Here is a 15,834-nt window from a genome sequence, read left to right on the forward strand (position 1 = left end):
GGCCGCGTCACACGCCCGCGAACCACTCGTACCCCTGGTCCTCCCAGTAACCGCCGGTCCGCACCGGGAGGAAGCTCACCTCGGTGAGGTACTTCACCATCTTGTAGCCGAGCTTCACGGCGGAGTAGAGGCGCAAGGGCGCGCCGTGCTCCGGCTGCAGCGGCGCGCCGTTCATCCCGTACGCGAGGATCGTCTGCGGGTGGAGCGCGCTCTCGAGGTCCCAGGACGACCAGTACCCCGAGTCGAAGGACCGGAACTCGACGTAGCGCGCCCGCGGGTCGGCGCCCGCGAGCCGGGCGAGCTCCGAGAGCCGCACGCCCTCCCAGGAGGCCACCGCGGACCACCCCTCGACGCAGTGGTGGCGCACGCGCGTTCGCGTCTGCGGGAGGCGCCGCAGCTCCTCGACGGACAAGGTCAGGGGTCGCGCGACGAGGCCGCGCACCGCGAGCGCCCAGCCGGCGGGCGCGACGGGGAGCTCCCTCGAGATCTTGTACGCCGGGAAGTCCTCGGGGGCGGTCTCCTCCTCCTCGGAGAGCTCGGGAGCGAGCCGGCGCGGATCGAACAGCGCGCGCTGGAACCGCTCGTTCACGCCTTCCATGAGGCCGAGGAACCCGGCGTGCGGGCGGTCGCCGTCGCAGGCCAGCCCGCCGAGCGCGACGAGCCCGGCGGAGCGGAGCCCGCCCGCGAGGAAGTGTCGCCGCGTCGAGCCGGTCATGGGGTCTCCTGCGGGATCCGGGTCTCCTGCGGGTTCTGGGTCTCTTCGGGGATCCGGTCCCGCCGGATGGTCATGCCTGCGAGCGTCCTCGGGTGCAGCAGTACCTGAACGACGTGGACGACGGTGAAGAGCGCCAGCGCCGCGAGGACGAGCAGGTGGATGGCGCGAGCGAAGTCGTAGCCGCCGAGGAGCGCGGTGAGGTGCGGGAGCTGCACCGGCTTGTACATGGCGAGGCCCGAGAGGACCATGAGCGGAGCCATCGCGAGGACCCCCGTGTACGAGAGCCGCTGCATCCCGTTGTAGAGGCCGACCGGCGGCGGAGCCTCCTTGCGCAGCCGCAGGTCGTGGAGGACGGTGCCCCACGCGTTGCGGGCGTCCCGCCGCGGGGAGAACAGCCGCCTCCTCCATTCCCCGCTCGCGAACAGGTAGCCGAAGTAGACGAGCGCGTTCGCGACGAAGAGCCAGGCGAAGGCGAAGTGCCAGTGGCGCGCCCCGGCGAGCCACCCGCCGATCGTCAGGGCATCGGGCGGGCGCATGCCCTGCAGCAGATACCAGCCGTAGGCTCCGCCGCGCTCGCCGAGGAACGGGTAGGCGACCAGGATGCGGAGCCCGCTCCCGGCCATGACGACGAAGAAGAAGAGGTTGGCCCAGTGGGTCGCCCGGATGAGCCAGGGTTGTTTGGAGCGAGGCATGGCCTCGGAAGGTACGCGGGAGCCCGGGTTTCGTTACGCGCCGGGCGGGGTGCGGCGCACGGCGGGCCGCTCCCGCTCATCGGCTAGAATGTCCGCATGCTCTCGCTCGAGCCTCCCACCCTCGCCGTGACGCCCCGGGAGCGCTGATGCGAACGCTGGAGCGCGTGGTGCTCTGCGGCGCCGGGGCGGTGGGCAGCGCCTACGCGGAGCGCTTCCACGACACCGGCGCCGCGGAGCTCTCCATCCTCGCCGGCGGCGAGCGGCGCGAGCGGCTCCGGCGCGAGGGACTCACCGTGAATGGCCGGCGCTTCGACGTCCGCTGTGTCGCGCCGGGCGAGCCCGGGCCGCCCGCGGACCTCCTGCTCGTGGCGGTGAAGCATCATCACCTCGCCGCGGCGATCGAGGACGTCCGCTCGAGCGTCGGAGACGAGACGATCATCCTCCCCCTCCTGAACGGCATCACGAGCGAGGCGGCCCTCGCGCGCGCGTTCGGGGCCGAGAAGGTGCTGCACGCCTTCGTGGTCGGCAACGACGTGGTCCGGGAGGGGACCCGCACCCGCTACGCGAACATCGGCCGGCTCGTCTTCGGCGCGGCCTCCAACGACCCGGCCGACCCGCGGGTGGTCGCGGTCGAGGCGCTCCTCGAGCGCGCCGGCATCCCCGCCGTCGTACCCGCCGACATCCTCCGCGAGCAGTGGTGGAAGTTCATGCTCAACGTGGGAGTGAACCAGGTCTCGGCCATCCTGCGGGCACCCTATCGCGCGTTCGGCGCCGTCCCGGAGGTTCGCGAGCTCACGCGCGCCGCGGCGCTCGAGGTGGTGGTGCTCTCCGCGCGCGAGGGGATCGGGCTCGGCCCCGCGGACGTGGACCGCATCTTCCCGATCCTCGCGACCCTCGCGCCGGACGGAAAGACCTCCATGCTCCAGGACGTGGAGGCGGGCCGAAAGACCGAGGTCGAGATCTTCGCCGGCGCCGTCGTCGAGCTGGGCCGGCGCCACGGGCTCCCGACGCCGGTGAACGCGCTCCTCGGCACGATGATCGCGGCGCTCGAGCGGCTCGCCGCGATCCCGGGCTGACCGGTCCCCGGGGCACGGAAGTCCCGGCCGGCCGGACCGCGCGACATGCGCGGCCGGGCCGGCCAGGGGAGCCCGCCGCGGGGGGAGGCGTGGCGGGCCCTCTGCGCTGCGCGCCTCGTGCTCAGGACGCCGCGTGACGCGCGGGCTTCGCGAGCCCAGCGAGGCTGGGGGCAGCCGTCTCGGACCGGCCCTGGGCCGCGCGCAGCGCCTCGCCCGCCGTGTAGACGGACGCGCCGAGCAGGACGAGGTCCTTCACGAGGAAGCCGAACGCGGGGCCCTGCGGCGACAGCCCGCCGGGCGTCGTGAAGATGAACGACAGCGTGATCACGAAGATGCCGCTCGCCATCGCGCTGCCGATCGCGGACGCCGCGGGCGAGAAGCGCCGCGAGACGATGAGCAGCCCCGCCGCGAGCTCCGTGCAGCCGATGAGGTTCGAGACGCCCTGCACGCTCAGGATCGAGTACAGCCAGCGCATGAACGGGCTGTTCGAGACGAGCGGCTGGATCCCCTTCGCCTCGAACGCCGCGAACTTCAAGGCGCCGAAGACGATGAGCAGGAACGCGACGCCGTAGCGCAGGATGGCGGTGCCGGCGGCCTCGATCTTCGCGACGCGGCGCTCGACGTCTGCTGGGTTTCGCTTCTCCATCTGGTCCTCCGAGGGTTCGTATCGCGGGCGCTGCCCGGGATGACGCGGAGGTGTGGCCGGCAGCGTGGTCCGTTACGCCACCCGGACCGGCGCGCCGCTCGAGGACCGATCGAGGTCAGACCCGCCCGCGGACCGCGATGACGCGCGCGGGCAGCGAGAACGGCCCGGTCGGCGCGCCGAGGAGCTCGAAGCAGGCGTCGCGGAGCGCCGCGCGGCGATCCTCCGGCTGGGCCGCGAGATAGCCGCCCGTCGGACCGATCCCGAACGCGAACGGCGCCCACAGGTCGTCGAAGTCGGCGTAGCGGGCCTCGACGTCGATGACGCCGGTGGCGACGTCGCGGAAGCCGGCGCGCTCCCACAGCGCGACGAGCTCCGGCGTCCGGCGGAACGGGAGCCGGGCGTCGTCGGGCGCCTTCGGGTCCGCCCGCGTCGCAGCCTTCCAGAAGGTCCGGACGAGCGCGAAGCCGTCCGCCTCGAACATGCAGGCGGCCGCCGTGCCGTCCCGCCGGACGACGCGGTGGAGCTCGGCCGCCATCCGCTCCGGGTCCTTCACGAAGGACAGCACGAGCTGCGAGAGCGCCGCCTCGAAGCTCCGGTCGGCGAAGGGGAGCGCCTCCGCCGAGGCGAGGCGCACGTCGGCGCCGGGCACGCGCGCGCGGCACGCGGCGACGAACGGCTCGGAGAGATCCACCGCCGCCACCTTCTCCGGCCCGAAGCGCTCCGCGAGGGCCGCGGTGAGGGCGCCGGGCCCACACCCGACGTCGAGCACCGGCCCGGCCGTGAGCTTCGCGAAGTCGAGGAAGCGGGGCGCGAGCTCGCGCGAGTAGCGTCCGATGAAGCGATCATAGGCGCTGGCGGCGACGGCGAAGGTCATGCAGGAGAGTCTGCGCGCCGACACACGTCGCGGCGCGGCCCCGAAGGAGCCCCACTCCGCTCCGGCGACGTCTGCGCGAGGAGCCGGGCGTCCGGTCTCCCGTGGGCGTGAGGTCCCGACGGGCGGCGGGCAGGGGGAGCCTCGCCGGGAGCACCCCGACTGGCGGCGCGCCGGGACGCCCCGCACGCTACACGCTTAGTGCATAGGCGGAGGTGAACATGCTGGAGCTGGGCTGGAAGAGGCTGCTCTGCCCCGTGGACTTCTCGCCGGTCTCGGAGTCGGCGCTGCGCGTCGCCTCGGCGCTCGCGCGCGAGCTCGGCGCGGGGCTGACCCTGCTGCACGTGAGGACCGTCCCCGGCTCGTCGATCCCCGAGGGGATGCTCGAGCCCACGAGCGAGCTCGAGCACGACCTCTCCGCGCCCGCCGATCGGCCCCTCGCCGCGTGGAAGGCGATCGCCGAGGAGCTCGGCGCACCGCGGGTCGAGGCCGAGACCTCGGTGGGCGACCCGGCCGTGGAGATCACCGAGCTCGCGCGGCGGGAGGGGTTCGACGCGATCGTGATCGCGACCCACGCGCGCACGGGCCTCAAGCACGCCGTCCTCGGCTCCGTCGCCGAGAAGGTGGTCCGGCTCGCGCCCTGCGTGGTGATCAGCGTGACGCCGGAGGCTGCGAGCCGGCAGGGCTGAGCTTCGCGCCGGACGCCGAGCTCGCGGCTCCGTAGTGCTTGAGCTTCCGCTTCAGGGTGGCGAGCCCGATGCCGAGCTCCGCGGCGGCGCGCGTCCGGTTCCCGCCGGCGCCCTCCACCGCCGCGAGGATGTACTCGCGCTCGACGTCCTCGAGCGGGCGCGTCCGCCCGGTCGGCCGCGCTCGCGGCATCGCGGCCCGCAGCTCCTCCGGGAGGTCCTCCACGTCGACGCGGCTCCCCGCGCTGAGCGCGACCGCATGCTCGATCGCGTTCTGGACCTCCCGGACGTTGCCCGGCCAGTCGTGGCGGAGGAGCTGATCGGCTGCGCGCGGCGTGAAGCCGGTGAGCTTCCGCTTCATCCGGCGCGCGGTCTCGGCGAGGAAGACCCGCGCCAGCGGCAGGACGTCCTCGGGCCGCTCGCGCAGCGGCGGGACGCGCAGCTCGATCACCCGCAGCCGGTAGAAGAGATCCTGGCGGAACCGGCCGGCCGCGACCTCGTCGGCGAGGTTGCGGTTCGTCGCCGCGACGACCCGCACGTCGACCGCGCGCGAGCGGGTCTCGCCGACGCGCCGGATCTCCCTCTCCTGGAGCGCCCGCAGGAGCTTCACCTGCATCCCCGGCGAGATCTCCCCGATCTCGTCGAGGAAGAGCGTCCCGCCGTTCGCCGCCTCGAAGAGGCCCCCGCGATCGCGGTCCGCGCCGGTGAACGCGCCCCGGGCGTGCCCGAACAGCTCGCTCTCGAGCAGCGTCTCCGTGACCGCGCCGCAGTTCACCGCCACGAAGGGCCGGCCCGCTCGCGGCGACTCCTCGTGGATGAGCCGGGCGATCCGCTCCTTGCCCACCCCGCTCTCGCCCGTGATGAGCGCGGTCGACTCCACCTTCGCCACGCGCAGCGCGAGATCGAGGACGCGGTGCATCGCCTCGCTCCGCACCACGAGGCCGGAGCGCTCCTCGGCGCCCGGGGCGAGCCGGGAGAGCTCCTGCTGCCGGGCGCGCAGGCGGCGCTCGGCGCTGCGCAGCGCGGCGCTGACGCCCTCGAGCGCGGTGTCGACCGACGCCTTGTCGTAGAACTTCAGGTAAGGCTCGATCGCCGGCCCCCACTCCTCGCGGGAGCGCCCGACGAGGTGGCAGGCCGGGGCGCCCGCGCCGCGGCAGCGATCCTCGACGCAGTAGATCTCGCGCCCGTTCGCGAAGGAGAGATAGCCGCTCGCGAACCCGGCGAGCGTCCAGCAGACCGGCGCGTCGGCCTGGCCGAGGTGGAGGAGGTGCTGCTCGGCCTCGTAGGACTCGTGCCAGATCGCCTCGGCGAAGGGCGCGGGGCCGGCGGAGGCGCTCCGGTCCGGCTCCTCGATGACGACGAGCCCCTGCAGCATGTGGAGCCGGCCGCCGGCGATCTGCCACTCGCGCTCGCTCTCCCAGGGGAACTCCGAGCGCAGGCTCTCCGCCGTCCGCCAGCCGTGGGCGTACCCGAAGCGCGTGAGGATGCCGCGCGCCGCGGTGAGCCCGAGGGTGTCGATGAGCTCCTTGCGGAGGATGCCGAGCGCCACCGCGTCGAGGAGGAGCGCGCGCTGCCCGCCGAAGCGGATGACGCCGCCTTTGGGCTCGAAGGTGAGCAGCTCCCTGAGGTCGAGGTCCATCGCGCGCATCGGCAGGCTCCTGATCGAAGTGAGCCGGAGCGTATCAATATGAGCCGGTGCCGGCGAGGCCCCGTTTCGGAATCCGCCCTGATTCCAATGAGTTGATGTTCCCGGCGAATCGGCCCAAGCCCTGCAAGCTGTCTCCAGCAGGAACACGAAGCCCGGGAAGGGCGAAAGGACAGGAGAGAGATGGCTCAGGAAAACTGGAACGTCGACGGCGCGCATTCGGGCATCCACTTCACGGTCCGGCACATGGTGATCTCCAAGGTGCGCGGCAAGTTCACGCGCTGGAACGCGAAGCTCGCGCTCGACCCGGCGGATCTCGCCCGGTCGACGGTCGAGGCCGAGATCGAGGCGGCGAGCATCGACACCGGCGTCGCGGACCGAGACAACCACCTGCGCTCCGGGGACTTCCTCGACGCGCAGGACCACCCGACGCTGAAGTACCGGAGCCGCCGCGTCGAGGTGCTCTCGCCGGAGCGCCTGCGCGTCACGGGCGACCTCACGATCCGCGACACGACGCGCGAGGTCGTCCTCGACGTGGAGTACGGCGGCCGCGGCAAGGACCCGTGGGGCAACGAGCGGAGCGGCTTCACCGCGACCACCTCGCTCAACCGCAAGGACTTCGGCCTCACCTGGAACCAGGCGCCGGAGACCGGCGGCGTCCTCGTCGCGGATCGCGTCGACGTGGAGATCGAGCTGCAGGCCGTCAAGCAGGCGGCGGCGAAGGTCGGCTAGGAGGCGCGCGTGACGCCCTGCCCCGAGCTCCGCCGCCTCGCCGGCGAGCACGCCCGCTGGCGCGCGGAGGTCGCTGGCTTCGGCGGGGCCGACGCGCCCGCCTTCGCCGAGCGGCTCCTCGACCTCTGGGACGAGGAGATCCTCGCGCACTGCCGCGGCGAGGAGGACGTGCTCCTGCCGGAGCTGGCGGGGCGGATCTCGGAGGCCGACGCGGCCATCGTCTTCACGCTCGGCGATCACGTCGTGCTCCGGCGCCTCGCGCGAGAGCTGCGCGCGGCGGACGGCCCGGCGCGAGCGGCCGCGGCCGAGAACCTCGCGCGGAAGCTCGAGGAGCACGCCGCCTTCGAGGAGCGGACGCTCTTCCCCGTGCTTCAGGAGACGCTCGGGTGCGTGCGCCTCGCGGAGCTCGCCGGCGAGCTCGCCGGGCGGGAACGGAGCGCGGGCGGCCGGCGCGCGCGCTAGATGAAAGGCTCGATGCCGATGTCCACGCCTTCTCACCAGCCGACCGCGCGCATGCCCGTCCTGTTCGTGGGCCACGGCAACCCCATGAACGCGATCGAGGACAACGCCTGGAGCCGCGGCTTCCGGGCCCTCGCGAGCGCGGTGCCCCGGCCGAGGGCGATCCTCTCGATCTCCGCGCACTGGTACGTGGCGGGCACCTACACGACCGCGAACGATCGTCCCGAGACCCTCCACGACTTCGGCGGCTTCCCCGAGGCGCTCTACCGCGTCCGTTATCCGGCGCCCGGCGACGTCGCCCTGGCGCGCCGGGTGGTAGGCCTCGTGGGCGAGCGGCGGGCGGCGCCGAGCCTGGAGTGGGGGCTCGATCACGGGACCTGGAGCGTGCTCGTGCACCTGCGGCCCGAGGCGGACGTCCCCGTCGTCCAGCTCAGCCTCGACGGCCGGCTCCCGCCGGCGGAGCACCTCGCCATCGGCCGCGCCCTCGCGCCGCTGCGCGACGAGGGGGTGCTCGTCATGGCGAGCGGCAACGTCGTCCACAACCTGCGCCACGCGTTCTCGGCCTGGTACCGCGGAGACACGGCGACGCCGGAGTGGGCGCGGGCGTTCGACGCGGCGGTCGCGGACGCGGTGTCGCGCCACGACACCGCGACCCTCGCCGGCCTGCTGGAGAGCGACGACGGACGGGAGGCGCATCCCACGCCCGACCACTACCTCCCGCTGCTGTACGCGGTCGGCGCGAGCGGGCCCGAGGACCGGGTGCGCTTCCCGATCGTCGGCTTCGACATGGCGTCGCTGTCGATGCGCTCGGTGATCCTCGGCTGATCCAGGACGTCGCGGACGGCCCTCGCGCGTGACCGCGCCGGTCACAGTGTGGCCGGGCGCGCCTGCGGCCGCGGCTGCCGGGGCGGGAATTTCGGCCCGTTCGCGCGACTTTCGACGGCACGGGTCCTGCTATCCGTCCCCACGAACCGCGTCCGCGCACGCGAACGCACAACCGACTGGAGCAGCTCCAGATGACCAGCAAGTCCTTCCTCCTCCCCGTCGCGGCCGCGTTCGCCTTCGCCGCGGCCCCCGCCCTGGCCCAGCACGATCACGGGTCGATGCAGATGCAGGATCACGGCTCCATGCACGCCGGCATGGCTGCGGGGAGCGCGGCGCAGGGCATCGCCGAGGGGACGGTCAAGAACGGCGTCCGCACGGTGGAGCTCACCGTCACGGAGAACGGCTTCGAGCCGTCGAAGGTGAAGGCCAAGAAGGGCGAGAAGCTCCGCCTCGTCGTCACGCGCAAGACGGACAGCACGTGCGCGAAGGAGATCGTCATCAAGGACCACGGCATCAACCAGCCGCTGCCGCTCGACAAGCCGGTCACGGTCGAGCTCGTGCCCGCGAAGTCCGGCGAGATCCGCTACGCGTGCGGCATGGACCACATCAGCGGCGTGGTGTTCATCCCGTAGTCGGCTCGGAGCGGGTGTGGCCCGGCGCGGAGGTCCTCGCGCCGGGCCGTCGTGTCCTCGGCGAGCGCGAGCCGCCGCCCTCGGCGCTACTTCGCCTCCTTGCCGCGCAGCCGGTGGTAGTCGGCCATCACCTTCGCGTCCTCCGCCAGCTTGTCCGCGTCCTTGGCGAGCTTCGCGCAGTGCTTCTCCATCGCCGCGGCGTCCTTGGGATCGGCGTGGGAGTGCTTGTACTCCGCCGCCATCTTCCGGTGGATCTCGGCTTCCTTCCGCCACTCCGTCGCGCTCTCGTCGTAGATCTTCGCGAGAGCCGCGTGATCGGCCGGCGTCTCCGGCAACTTCATCATGCGATCCTCGCGCGTGGGGTCGGCCGCGAGCCCCACGCTCGTCGAGATCAGGGCTGCCAGGAGCCCTGCCAGCATCACCGCCACGCGTCTCATGACTCTTCTCCCGTATCGGCGCGATCACCTTCCGCCCCTTCGCGAAAGCGAGCGCCGATCCCCTGCCCCGTTCACTAGGGCGGTCTCGCCTTCAGGGCGTGCACAAAGCGGGCGACTCGCGCGACTCCCGGTGGATTCCCCCGGGCGACCGAGCCCGGCGGCGAGAGGACTCGGGCGCGGTCCGGGCCCCACGCCGGCTGCCGACCGAGACTCCCACGAGCGCCTGCGCACTCGCCTGGCCTCGCGTTCAGTGAGCTACGGCCGCGATCGCGCCCGCAACCACCTGCCAGCTGACCCGCCCGTCACCGCGTCTTGAAGTCGTCCGAGCGGATGCCGTAGCGCTTGAGGAGCCGGTGCAGGCTCTCGCGCTCCATCCCGGCCTGAAGCGCGGCGTGCGTCACGTTCCCCTCGTGCTCGCGCATGAGGACGGTCAGGTAGTCGCGCGACACGCGATCGCGGGCGAGATCCACCGCGTCCCGGTACGGCATCCTGGCGAGCACCTCGCCGGGGATCGCTCCCTCCTGCGTGCCCTTCACCTCCGGCGGGAGATCACGCAGCTCCACCTTCGCGCCACGCGCGACCGCGACGGCGCGCTCGATCGCGTTCTCCAGCTCGCGCACGTTCCCGGGCCACGGGTAGCCGGTGAGCGCGCGGAGCGCGTCCGCCTCGACCCCGGAGATGGGCTTCCGCAGCGCGCCGGCGTGCTTCTCCAGGAAGTGGGAGGCGAGGAGCGGGATGTCGTCCCGCCGATCGCGCAGCGCCGGCAGGACGACGGGGAACACGTTCACCCGGTAGAAGAGATCCTCGCGGAAGCGGCCGGCCGCGACCTCCGCCCGGAGATCGCGGTGGGTCGCCGCGATCACGCGCACGTCCACCTTCACCGGCCGGTTGTCGCCGACGCGGCGGATCTCCTTCTCCTGGAGCACGCGGTTGAGCTTCACCTGCACCGCGAGCGGAAGCTCGCCGATCTCGTCGAGGAAGATCGTCCCTCCCTCCGCCTCCTCGAAGAGCCCCGGCTTCGCCCCGACCGCGCCGGTGAACGCTCCCTTCGCGTGGCCGAACAGCTCGCTCTCGACGAGCTCCGATGGCAGCGCGCCGCAGTTCACCGGCACGAAGCGGCGCTCCTTGCGCGCGCTGTGGTAGTGGATCGCGCGCGCGGCGAGCTCCTTGCCGGTCCCGGTCTCGCCGTTCAGGAGCACCGTGATGTCGAGCTTCGAGGCCTGCTCGAGGAGCCGGTACACGTCCTTCATCGGCGCGCTCTTCCCGACGAGGTTGTGGAACGCGTACACCCCCTCGAGCTCGCGGAGGAGCGTCTCCGCCTGGGCGCGGAGCCGCTTGCGCTCGAGCGCACGGGCGACGACGAGCGCGGCGTCGTCGGGATCGAACGGCTTCTGGAGGTAGTCGTACGCGCCCTGCTTCATCGCCGTGACCGCGTCCTGCACGGTCGCGTAGGCGGTCATCATGACGACCTCGGTGTCCGGGGCCCGCGCCTTCGCGGCGCGGAGGACCTCGAACCCGTCCGCGCCTGGCATGCGGAGGTCGGTGACGATGACGTCGAACTCCTGAGCGCCGATGAGCGAGATCGCCCGCCCGCCGTCCGCCGCGGACGTCACCTCGTACCCGTCGCCGAGGATGCGGGCGAAGAGCTTCAGGATGTTCTCCTTGTCGTCGACGACGAGGACGCGTGCGCGCTCCATCTAGACCCTCCCCGGCGGGACCGCCGGTAGCCGAATGGTGAACTCGGCGCCACCGTCTGCGAGTGATTCCGCGTCGATCTCGCCCCCGTGGGCGTGCACGATGCCCTTCGACACGGCGAGCCCCAGCCCGGTCCCCGTGTCCTTCGTCGTGAAGAACGGCTCGAAGAGCTTCGCGCGCGCGTCGCGCGAGAGCCCGGGGCCCGTGTCGCGCACGACCACGCGCGCACCGTCGGGCGCGCCTTCCACGCGCACCTCGACGCGCCCCGCCTCGCCCGCCGCCTCCGCTGCGTTCTTCACGAGGTTCAGCACCACCTGCCGCAGCTTCTGCGGGTGGCCCTGCACCTCGCCCGCCCCCGTGACGATCACCCTCACGCCGAGCTCCTCGAGGAGCCTCGTCTCTCGGAGCCGCGCGATGGCGTCGTCGCACAGTGCCCGGAGATCGACCGGCTCGGGCTCGCTGGCGAGCGGCCGCGACAGATCGAGCAAGCCGTCGACGATGAGCTTGGCGCGGAGCGTCTCGTCCTCGATCACCTTGAGGTCCTCCGCCGCGGCGCCGTCGGCCTTCCGCCGGAGCAGCCGCGCGTAGCCGAGGATCACCGCGAGCGGGTTGTTGATCTCGTGGGCGACCCCGGCCGCGAGACGGCCGATGCCTGCGAGCTTCTCGCTCTGCACGAGCTTCTCCTGGTGATCCTTCAGCGCGACCGTCATCGCGTTGAACTGGCGCGCGAGCGCCCCGAACTCGTCGGGCGCGTCCGTGTCGAAGCGCGTGTCGAGGTCACCGCGCGCCAGGCGAGCGGCGCCGGCCTGGAGCCTCGCGACCGGGCGCGCGACGGAGCGGAGCACGTACGCGCCGACGACGACGGCGAGCAGCGGCGCGAAGAGCACGAAGAACACGGTCCAGCGGTACGCCGACGTCTGCAGCGCGGCGACCTCGCGCTGGAAGTCGCCGATGGACGCCTCGAAGCGATCCACGAGCCGGTCGGCGCGATCCTGGATGAGGGTGACGACCGCCTGCGCGCGCCCGTGCTCGGACTGGACGTCCGCCACGTCGTGCCGGAGGACGGCAGGGACGATCTGGCCCCGAAAGATCCGATCGAGGTCGCCGGTCGCGCGCTCGATGTCGGCGACCCACGCGCGCTCGTCCGCGCGAAGCGCGTGCTTCCGCACGCGCGCGGTGAGCGTGGTGACGTGGCGCTCGGCGTCCGTGTAGAGCGGCAGGTGGCTGTCGTTGCCGAGGATGATCGTGTGGGCCTGGTGCGCGTACTGGTCCCGCACCGCGCTCGCGAGCTCCAGCGCGACGCGCACGCCCTCCTCGTGATCCTTCATCTGCAGGAGACCGTCGTGGATCTGCCGGACGTGCGCGAGCGTGAGGTACGACGCCACGGCGAAGGTCGAGACGAGCAACGTGAAGGCGATGAAGAGCCGCTTGGCGGTGCCGAAGGTGGTCCGCATCTGATCGAACCCGTTTAGCAACGCGCGCGCCACCGGCTGACGGCTGATTTCCGGTCACTTCCCGCACGTCGCCGCGCTGGCGTGACCCGCGCCGTCACACCGATCGCGAGGGCAGTCCGCCCCGCGAGCGCCGCTGGGTGAACGTCTGGGCGGGCGTGATCCCCCGGGTTACGGTGTGGCATTGCGAGCCGGGCCGATCCGCGTTGCTGCGCCTCCAGCCGGCTCTCGAGGCCGACATTCCGCGGCTCCGCGCGAAATTCGGCGTGGCACGCCGGGTGCTAAAGGGGGCAGCGACCATGCAACCACACGATCCAGCTCCGATCGACGGACGCCGACGACTTCTCGTGCGATCGATCGCCGCCCTGCTCCTCCTCGCGCCGCAGGCGCGGGCGAACGCCCAGGCCGACGCGAGCGCAGGCCTGGCGCTCCCGAGCGACCCGGTGCTCGCGGCCCTCATCGAACAGAGCCTCGCCGCCCGGCCCGAGCTCCGCCAGGCGAATGCCGCCGTCCGGGCGGAGCGAGAGCGCATCCCCCAGGCCGGCGCGCTGCCGGATCCCGTGCTGACCCTCGGGATCCAGAACGACGGCTTCAAGGAGATCATGGTCGGGAAGATGGAGACGAGCTTCTACCAGGTGATGGTGAGCCAGGGCCTACCCTGGCCCGGGAAGCGCGGCCTGCGCACCGACGTCGCGCGCCTCGCCGCCGACGAGGCCGGCGCCTCGCTCAACCGCGCCCGCCTGACCACGGAGGCGGACGTCCGGCGCGCCTACCTCGACCTCCTGCTCACGCGGGATCGGCTCGACCTGCTCGCGCGCCTCGAGCGGATCTGGATCACCTCCGCCGGGTTCGCGCGATCGCGCTACGAGTCGGGGGATGGCGTCCAGTCCGACGTGCTCCGCGCCCAGCTCGAGCAGAACCGGCTGCGCCAGCGGCGCTGGGGGCTCGAGGCGCAGGAGCGGACGACCCTCCAGACCCTGAACCGGCTGCGCGGGAAGCCCGTCGACGAGCCGATCTCCACCTCGACGAGCGTGCGCGATCTCACGCTCCCGGAGCTCCCCGCTGCCGACGCCGCGCTCGCGGACGCGCTCGCGCGCAGCCCGGAGCTGGCGCAGGCGCGGCTCGGCGCGGCGCGGGCGGAGAAGTCCGTCGCCCTCGCGCGGCGGGAGCGATTTCCCGACCTGAGCGTGAACGCCGGCGTCATGCCGCGCGGACAGCTCGAGCCGATGTGGCAGGCGGGAATCTCGGTCGGCCTCCCGGTGTGGTCCTACCGGAAGCAGAACCGGGCGGTCGCCGAGAGCGAGGCCCGGGCCGAGGCCGGCGTGAGCGCCGCCCAGGCGATCGAGCAGGTCCTCCGGCTGCGCGTCGCCGAGCGCCGAGCCGCCTATACGGCGGTCGCGGACACGGCTCGCCTCTTCCGCGAGGGCCTGCTCGTCCAGTCCCAAGCGACCGCGGACAGCACGCTCGCGCAGTACCGCGTAGGCAAGGTCACGTTCGCGTCCGTGCTCGAGGCGAACGCTGGCTACATCGCGGACGAGGACGGGTTCCTCGCGGCCGTGGCGGACGCGCAGCGGATCGCGATCAGCGAGGCGGAGCTGAGCCTCGATCCGGTCGGCGTCGCGGGGGCCGGCGGCGCCATCGCCGCGGGCGGCATGCCCGGGGCGGGCGCCGCGGGCGGCGGTGGTGCCGGGATGGCGAGCGCGGCGGCGGCGCCGGCGGCGGCACCGGCCGCGGCGGCCACGGCCTCCGCTTCGATGACCTCTGGGATGTGAGACACGGAGAACCGATGAACACCGAGAACGGCAACATGAGCTCTCCCCGCCGCACCTTCGGCATCCCGGCGCTCGTGCTCGCGGTCGTCGCGACCGCGATGCTCGCCGGCGGCGCCGGCTACTTCGTGGCGACGCGAGGGGCTGGCGATGGGCATCCGCGCGACGGCGCCACCGCGGAGACCAAGGAGCAGTGGCAGTGCCCGATGCACCCGAGCATCGTCCAGGACCATCCGGGCGACTGCCCGATCTGCGGGATGAAGCTCGTGAAGGTCGAGGCGGCGGGAGCGGGTGCGGCGCCAAAGAGCGCCTCCCCCGCCGCGCAGAAGGACCAGAAGGAGCGGTGGCAGTGCCCGATGCACCCGAGCATCGTCCAGGACCACCCGGGCGACTGTCCGATCTGCGGCATGAAGCTCGTGAAGGTCGAGGGGACCGGCGGCGCCGGCGGCGAGGCCGGGGCGCCCGCGCCCGAAGGGCTCTCCGAGGTCACGATCGACGCCTCGCGCCAGCAGCTCATCGGGCTCAAGGTGGCGCACGCCGAGCTCGGCGCCGTCGGCGGCTCGTGGCGCACGAGCGGCCGGGTCTCGGTCGACGAGACGCGCGTGCACCACGTGAACGTGAAGTTCTCCGGCTTCATGGAGCGCGTGTACGCGGACTTCATCGGACGCTCCGTGAAGGCGGGGGAGCCGCTGTTCTCGATCTACAGCCCCGAGCTCCTCTCGGCGCAGCAGGAGTTCGTCCTCGCGCTCGAGACGCGGAAGCGGCTCGCCGCGTCGGGCGGCATGAGCGCGGACGGCGACGCCCTCGTCGCGGCCGCGCGCCGGAAGCTCGAGCTGTGGGACGTGCCGCGCTCGGAGCTCGCCCGCATCGAGCGCACCGGCGAGGCGTCGCGCACCATCACGTTCTACTCGCCGGCGACGGGCGTCCTCACGAAGAAGGACGTCGTCCCGGGGATGCGGGTGAACGCCGGGGACATGCCGTTCGAGATCATCGACCTCTCCCGCGTGTGGGTGCTGGCGGACGCGTACGAGTCCGACCTCGGCCACGTGAAGGTCGGCACGCCGGCGACGCTCTCGCTGAAGGCGTACCCGAACCACCCCTTCACCGGGCGAGTGGCGTTCATCGATCCGCTCCTCGACGCCAAGACCCGCACGGCGAAGGTGCGCGTCGAGGTGCCGAACCCCAGGGGCGAGCTCAAGCCGGAGATGTTCGGTGAGGTGGTGTTCCAGGGGAAGAGCCGCGAGGGCGTGCGCATCCCCGCGGACGCCGTCATTCACTCCGGGACGAAGAGCGTCGTGTTCGTCGCGCGCGGGGATGGGAAGTTCCAGCCGCGCGAGGTGCAGCTCGGCGACGGCGACGCCGCCTTCGTCGAGGTGCGCTCCGGGCTTCAGGCCGGCGAGGGCGTCGTGACCCGCGCGAACTTCCTCGTCGACTCGGAGTCCCGCCTACGCGCGTCGCTCGCGGCGCTCGCGTCGCCCGACGCGGCCGCGCCCGCGAGCGCCG

At 72.8% G+C, this 15,834-nt stretch carries 16 protein-coding genes; 8 read left to right on the forward strand and 8 right to left on the reverse strand.

Annotated features, from left to right (window positions below; translation table 11 throughout):
• Positions 1-7: 7 nt before the first annotated feature.
• Both MNY62_RS11585 and MNY62_RS11590 read right to left on the reverse strand, forming a co-directional pair.
• Positions 8-715 (reverse strand): molybdopterin-dependent oxidoreductase, encoded by a 708-nt coding sequence (locus tag MNY62_RS11585; protein WP_242344314.1) that lies wholly within the window; start codon positions 713-715, stop codon positions 8-10.
• Positions 712-1,407, reverse strand: a complete 696-nt coding sequence (locus MNY62_RS11590; protein WP_242344315.1) for a cytochrome b/b6 domain-containing protein — start codon at positions 1,405-1,407, stop codon at positions 712-714. Before MNY62_RS11590 ends, MNY62_RS11585 begins: the two co-directional genes overlap by 4 nt.
• Positions 1,408-1,553: 146 nt before the next feature.
• Between MNY62_RS11590 and MNY62_RS11595 the strand changes: the two genes are divergently transcribed.
• The gene (locus MNY62_RS11595) at positions 1,554-2,483 is read left to right on the forward strand and encodes a ketopantoate reductase family protein (protein WP_242344316.1); all 930 of its coding nucleotides are present in this window, start codon (positions 1,554-1,556) and stop codon (positions 2,481-2,483) included.
• Positions 2,484-2,604: 121 nt separating this feature from the next.
• Here MNY62_RS11595 and MNY62_RS11600 read toward each other — a convergent pair whose 3' ends face one another.
• Together MNY62_RS11600 and MNY62_RS11605 are read right to left on the reverse strand one after the other, a co-directional pair.
• Entirely contained in the window at positions 2,605-3,129 is a 525-nt protein-coding gene (locus tag MNY62_RS11600; protein ID WP_242344317.1) for a YkgB family protein, read from the reverse strand.
• A gap of 115 nt (positions 3,130-3,244) precedes the next feature.
• Positions 3,245-4,003: a class I SAM-dependent methyltransferase gene (locus MNY62_RS11605; RefSeq protein ID WP_242344318.1), complete on the reverse strand. Its 759-nt coding sequence runs from the start codon at positions 4,001-4,003 to the stop codon at positions 3,245-3,247.
• 218 nt (positions 4,004-4,221) lie between these two features.
• Between MNY62_RS11605 and MNY62_RS11610 the strand changes: the two genes are divergently transcribed.
• On the forward strand, positions 4,222-4,689 hold the full coding sequence (locus MNY62_RS11610; RefSeq protein WP_242344319.1) for a universal stress protein: 468 nt from the start codon (positions 4,222-4,224) through the stop codon (positions 4,687-4,689).
• On the opposite strand, the gene MNY62_RS11615 is transcribed toward MNY62_RS11610, so the two are convergent.
• A complete protein-coding gene (locus MNY62_RS11615) occupies positions 4,652-6,334 on the reverse strand; it encodes a sigma 54-interacting transcriptional regulator (protein WP_242344320.1) in 1,683 nt (560 codons plus the stop codon). The two genes, MNY62_RS11610 and MNY62_RS11615, sit on opposite strands and share 38 nt — an antisense overlap.
• 180 nt (positions 6,335-6,514) lie before the next feature.
• On the opposite strand from MNY62_RS11615, the gene MNY62_RS11620 reads away from it, so the two are divergent.
• The 4 genes from MNY62_RS11620 (at position 6,515) to MNY62_RS11635 (ending at position 8,979) form a co-directional block, all read left to right on the forward strand.
• Complete coding sequence (locus tag MNY62_RS11620) at positions 6,515-7,063, forward strand: YceI family protein (protein ID WP_242344321.1); 549 nt, start codon at positions 6,515-6,517, stop codon at positions 7,061-7,063.
• Positions 7,064-7,072: 9 nt separating this feature from the next.
• Positions 7,073-7,525: a hemerythrin domain-containing protein gene (locus MNY62_RS11625; RefSeq protein WP_242344322.1), complete on the forward strand. Its 453-nt coding sequence runs from the start codon at positions 7,073-7,075 to the stop codon at positions 7,523-7,525.
• A gap of 18 nt (positions 7,526-7,543) precedes the next feature.
• Positions 7,544-8,347, forward strand: coding sequence for a 4,5-DOPA-extradiol-dioxygenase (ygiD, locus tag MNY62_RS11630; protein ID WP_242344323.1), 804 nt, complete (start codon positions 7,544-7,546; stop codon positions 8,345-8,347).
• Positions 8,348-8,538: 191 nt separating this feature from the next.
• Positions 8,539-8,979: a cupredoxin domain-containing protein gene (locus tag MNY62_RS11635; RefSeq protein WP_242344324.1), complete on the forward strand. Its 441-nt coding sequence runs from the start codon at positions 8,539-8,541 to the stop codon at positions 8,977-8,979.
• A gap of 86 nt (positions 8,980-9,065) precedes the next feature.
• Here MNY62_RS11635 and MNY62_RS11640 read toward each other — a convergent pair whose 3' ends face one another.
• From MNY62_RS11640 to MNY62_RS11650, 3 genes are all read right to left on the reverse strand, one after another.
• Entirely contained in the window at positions 9,066-9,416 is a 351-nt protein-coding gene (locus MNY62_RS11640) for a hypothetical protein (RefSeq protein WP_242344325.1), read from the reverse strand.
• Positions 9,417-9,718: 302 nt separating this feature from the next.
• Positions 9,719-11,113, reverse strand: coding sequence for a sigma-54-dependent transcriptional regulator (locus MNY62_RS11645; RefSeq protein WP_242344326.1), 1,395 nt, complete (start codon positions 11,111-11,113; stop codon positions 9,719-9,721).
• Positions 11,114-12,565: a sensor histidine kinase gene (locus MNY62_RS11650; protein WP_242344327.1), complete on the reverse strand. Its 1,452-nt coding sequence runs from the start codon at positions 12,563-12,565 to the stop codon at positions 11,114-11,116.
• 344 nt (positions 12,566-12,909) lie between these two features.
• On the opposite strand from MNY62_RS11650, the gene MNY62_RS11655 reads away from it, so the two are divergent.
• On the forward strand, positions 12,910-14,334 hold the full coding sequence (locus tag MNY62_RS11655) for a TolC family protein (RefSeq protein ID WP_242344328.1): 1,425 nt from the start codon (positions 12,910-12,912) through the stop codon (positions 14,332-14,334).
• 14 nt (positions 14,335-14,348) lie between these two features.
• Positions 14,349-15,834, forward strand: a 1,486-nt coding sequence (locus MNY62_RS11660) for an efflux RND transporter periplasmic adaptor subunit (protein ID WP_242344329.1), incomplete at its 3' end; no start/stop codon positions are given.

Origin of the sequence: Anaeromyxobacter terrae (assembly GCF_022690685.1) — a bacterium.
Classification (GTDB): Bacteria; Myxococcota; Myxococcia; order Myxococcales; family Anaeromyxobacteraceae; genus Anaeromyxobacter; species Anaeromyxobacter terrae.

What these genes read in the sequence shown, in the direction of transcription:
- MNY62_RS11615 (WP_242344320.1), bottom strand. Translation starts at nt 6,334, where the DNA reads ATGCGCGCGATGGACCTCGACCTCAGGGAGCTGCTCACCTTCGAGCCC.
- MNY62_RS11645 (WP_242344326.1), bottom strand. Translation starts at nt 11,113, where the DNA reads ATGGAGCGCGCACGCGTCCTCGTCGTCGACGACAAGGAGAACATCCTG.
- MNY62_RS11590 (WP_242344315.1), bottom strand. Translation starts at nt 1,407, where the DNA reads ATGCCTCGCTCCAAACAACCCTGGCTCATCCGGGCGACCCACTGGGCC.
- MNY62_RS11585 (WP_242344314.1), bottom strand. Translation starts at nt 715, where the DNA reads ATGACCGGCTCGACGCGGCGACACTTCCTCGCGGGCGGGCTCCGCTCC.
- MNY62_RS11635 (WP_242344324.1), top strand. Translation starts at nt 8,539, where the DNA reads ATGACCAGCAAGTCCTTCCTCCTCCCCGTCGCGGCCGCGTTCGCCTTC.
- MNY62_RS11610 (WP_242344319.1), top strand. Translation starts at nt 4,222, where the DNA reads ATGCTGGAGCTGGGCTGGAAGAGGCTGCTCTGCCCCGTGGACTTCTCG.
- MNY62_RS11620 (WP_242344321.1), top strand. Translation starts at nt 6,515, where the DNA reads ATGGCTCAGGAAAACTGGAACGTCGACGGCGCGCATTCGGGCATCCAC.
- ygiD (WP_242344323.1), top strand. Translation starts at nt 7,544, where the DNA reads ATGTCCACGCCTTCTCACCAGCCGACCGCGCGCATGCCCGTCCTGTTC.
- MNY62_RS11595 (WP_242344316.1), top strand. Translation starts at nt 1,554, where the DNA reads ATGCGAACGCTGGAGCGCGTGGTGCTCTGCGGCGCCGGGGCGGTGGGC.
- MNY62_RS11600 (WP_242344317.1), bottom strand. Translation starts at nt 3,129, where the DNA reads ATGGAGAAGCGAAACCCAGCAGACGTCGAGCGCCGCGTCGCGAAGATC.
- MNY62_RS11650 (WP_242344327.1), bottom strand. Translation starts at nt 12,565, where the DNA reads ATGCGGACCACCTTCGGCACCGCCAAGCGGCTCTTCATCGCCTTCACG.
- MNY62_RS11640 (WP_242344325.1), bottom strand. Translation starts at nt 9,416, where the DNA reads ATGAGACGCGTGGCGGTGATGCTGGCAGGGCTCCTGGCAGCCCTGATC.
- MNY62_RS11605 (WP_242344318.1), bottom strand. Translation starts at nt 4,003, where the DNA reads ATGACCTTCGCCGTCGCCGCCAGCGCCTATGATCGCTTCATCGGACGC.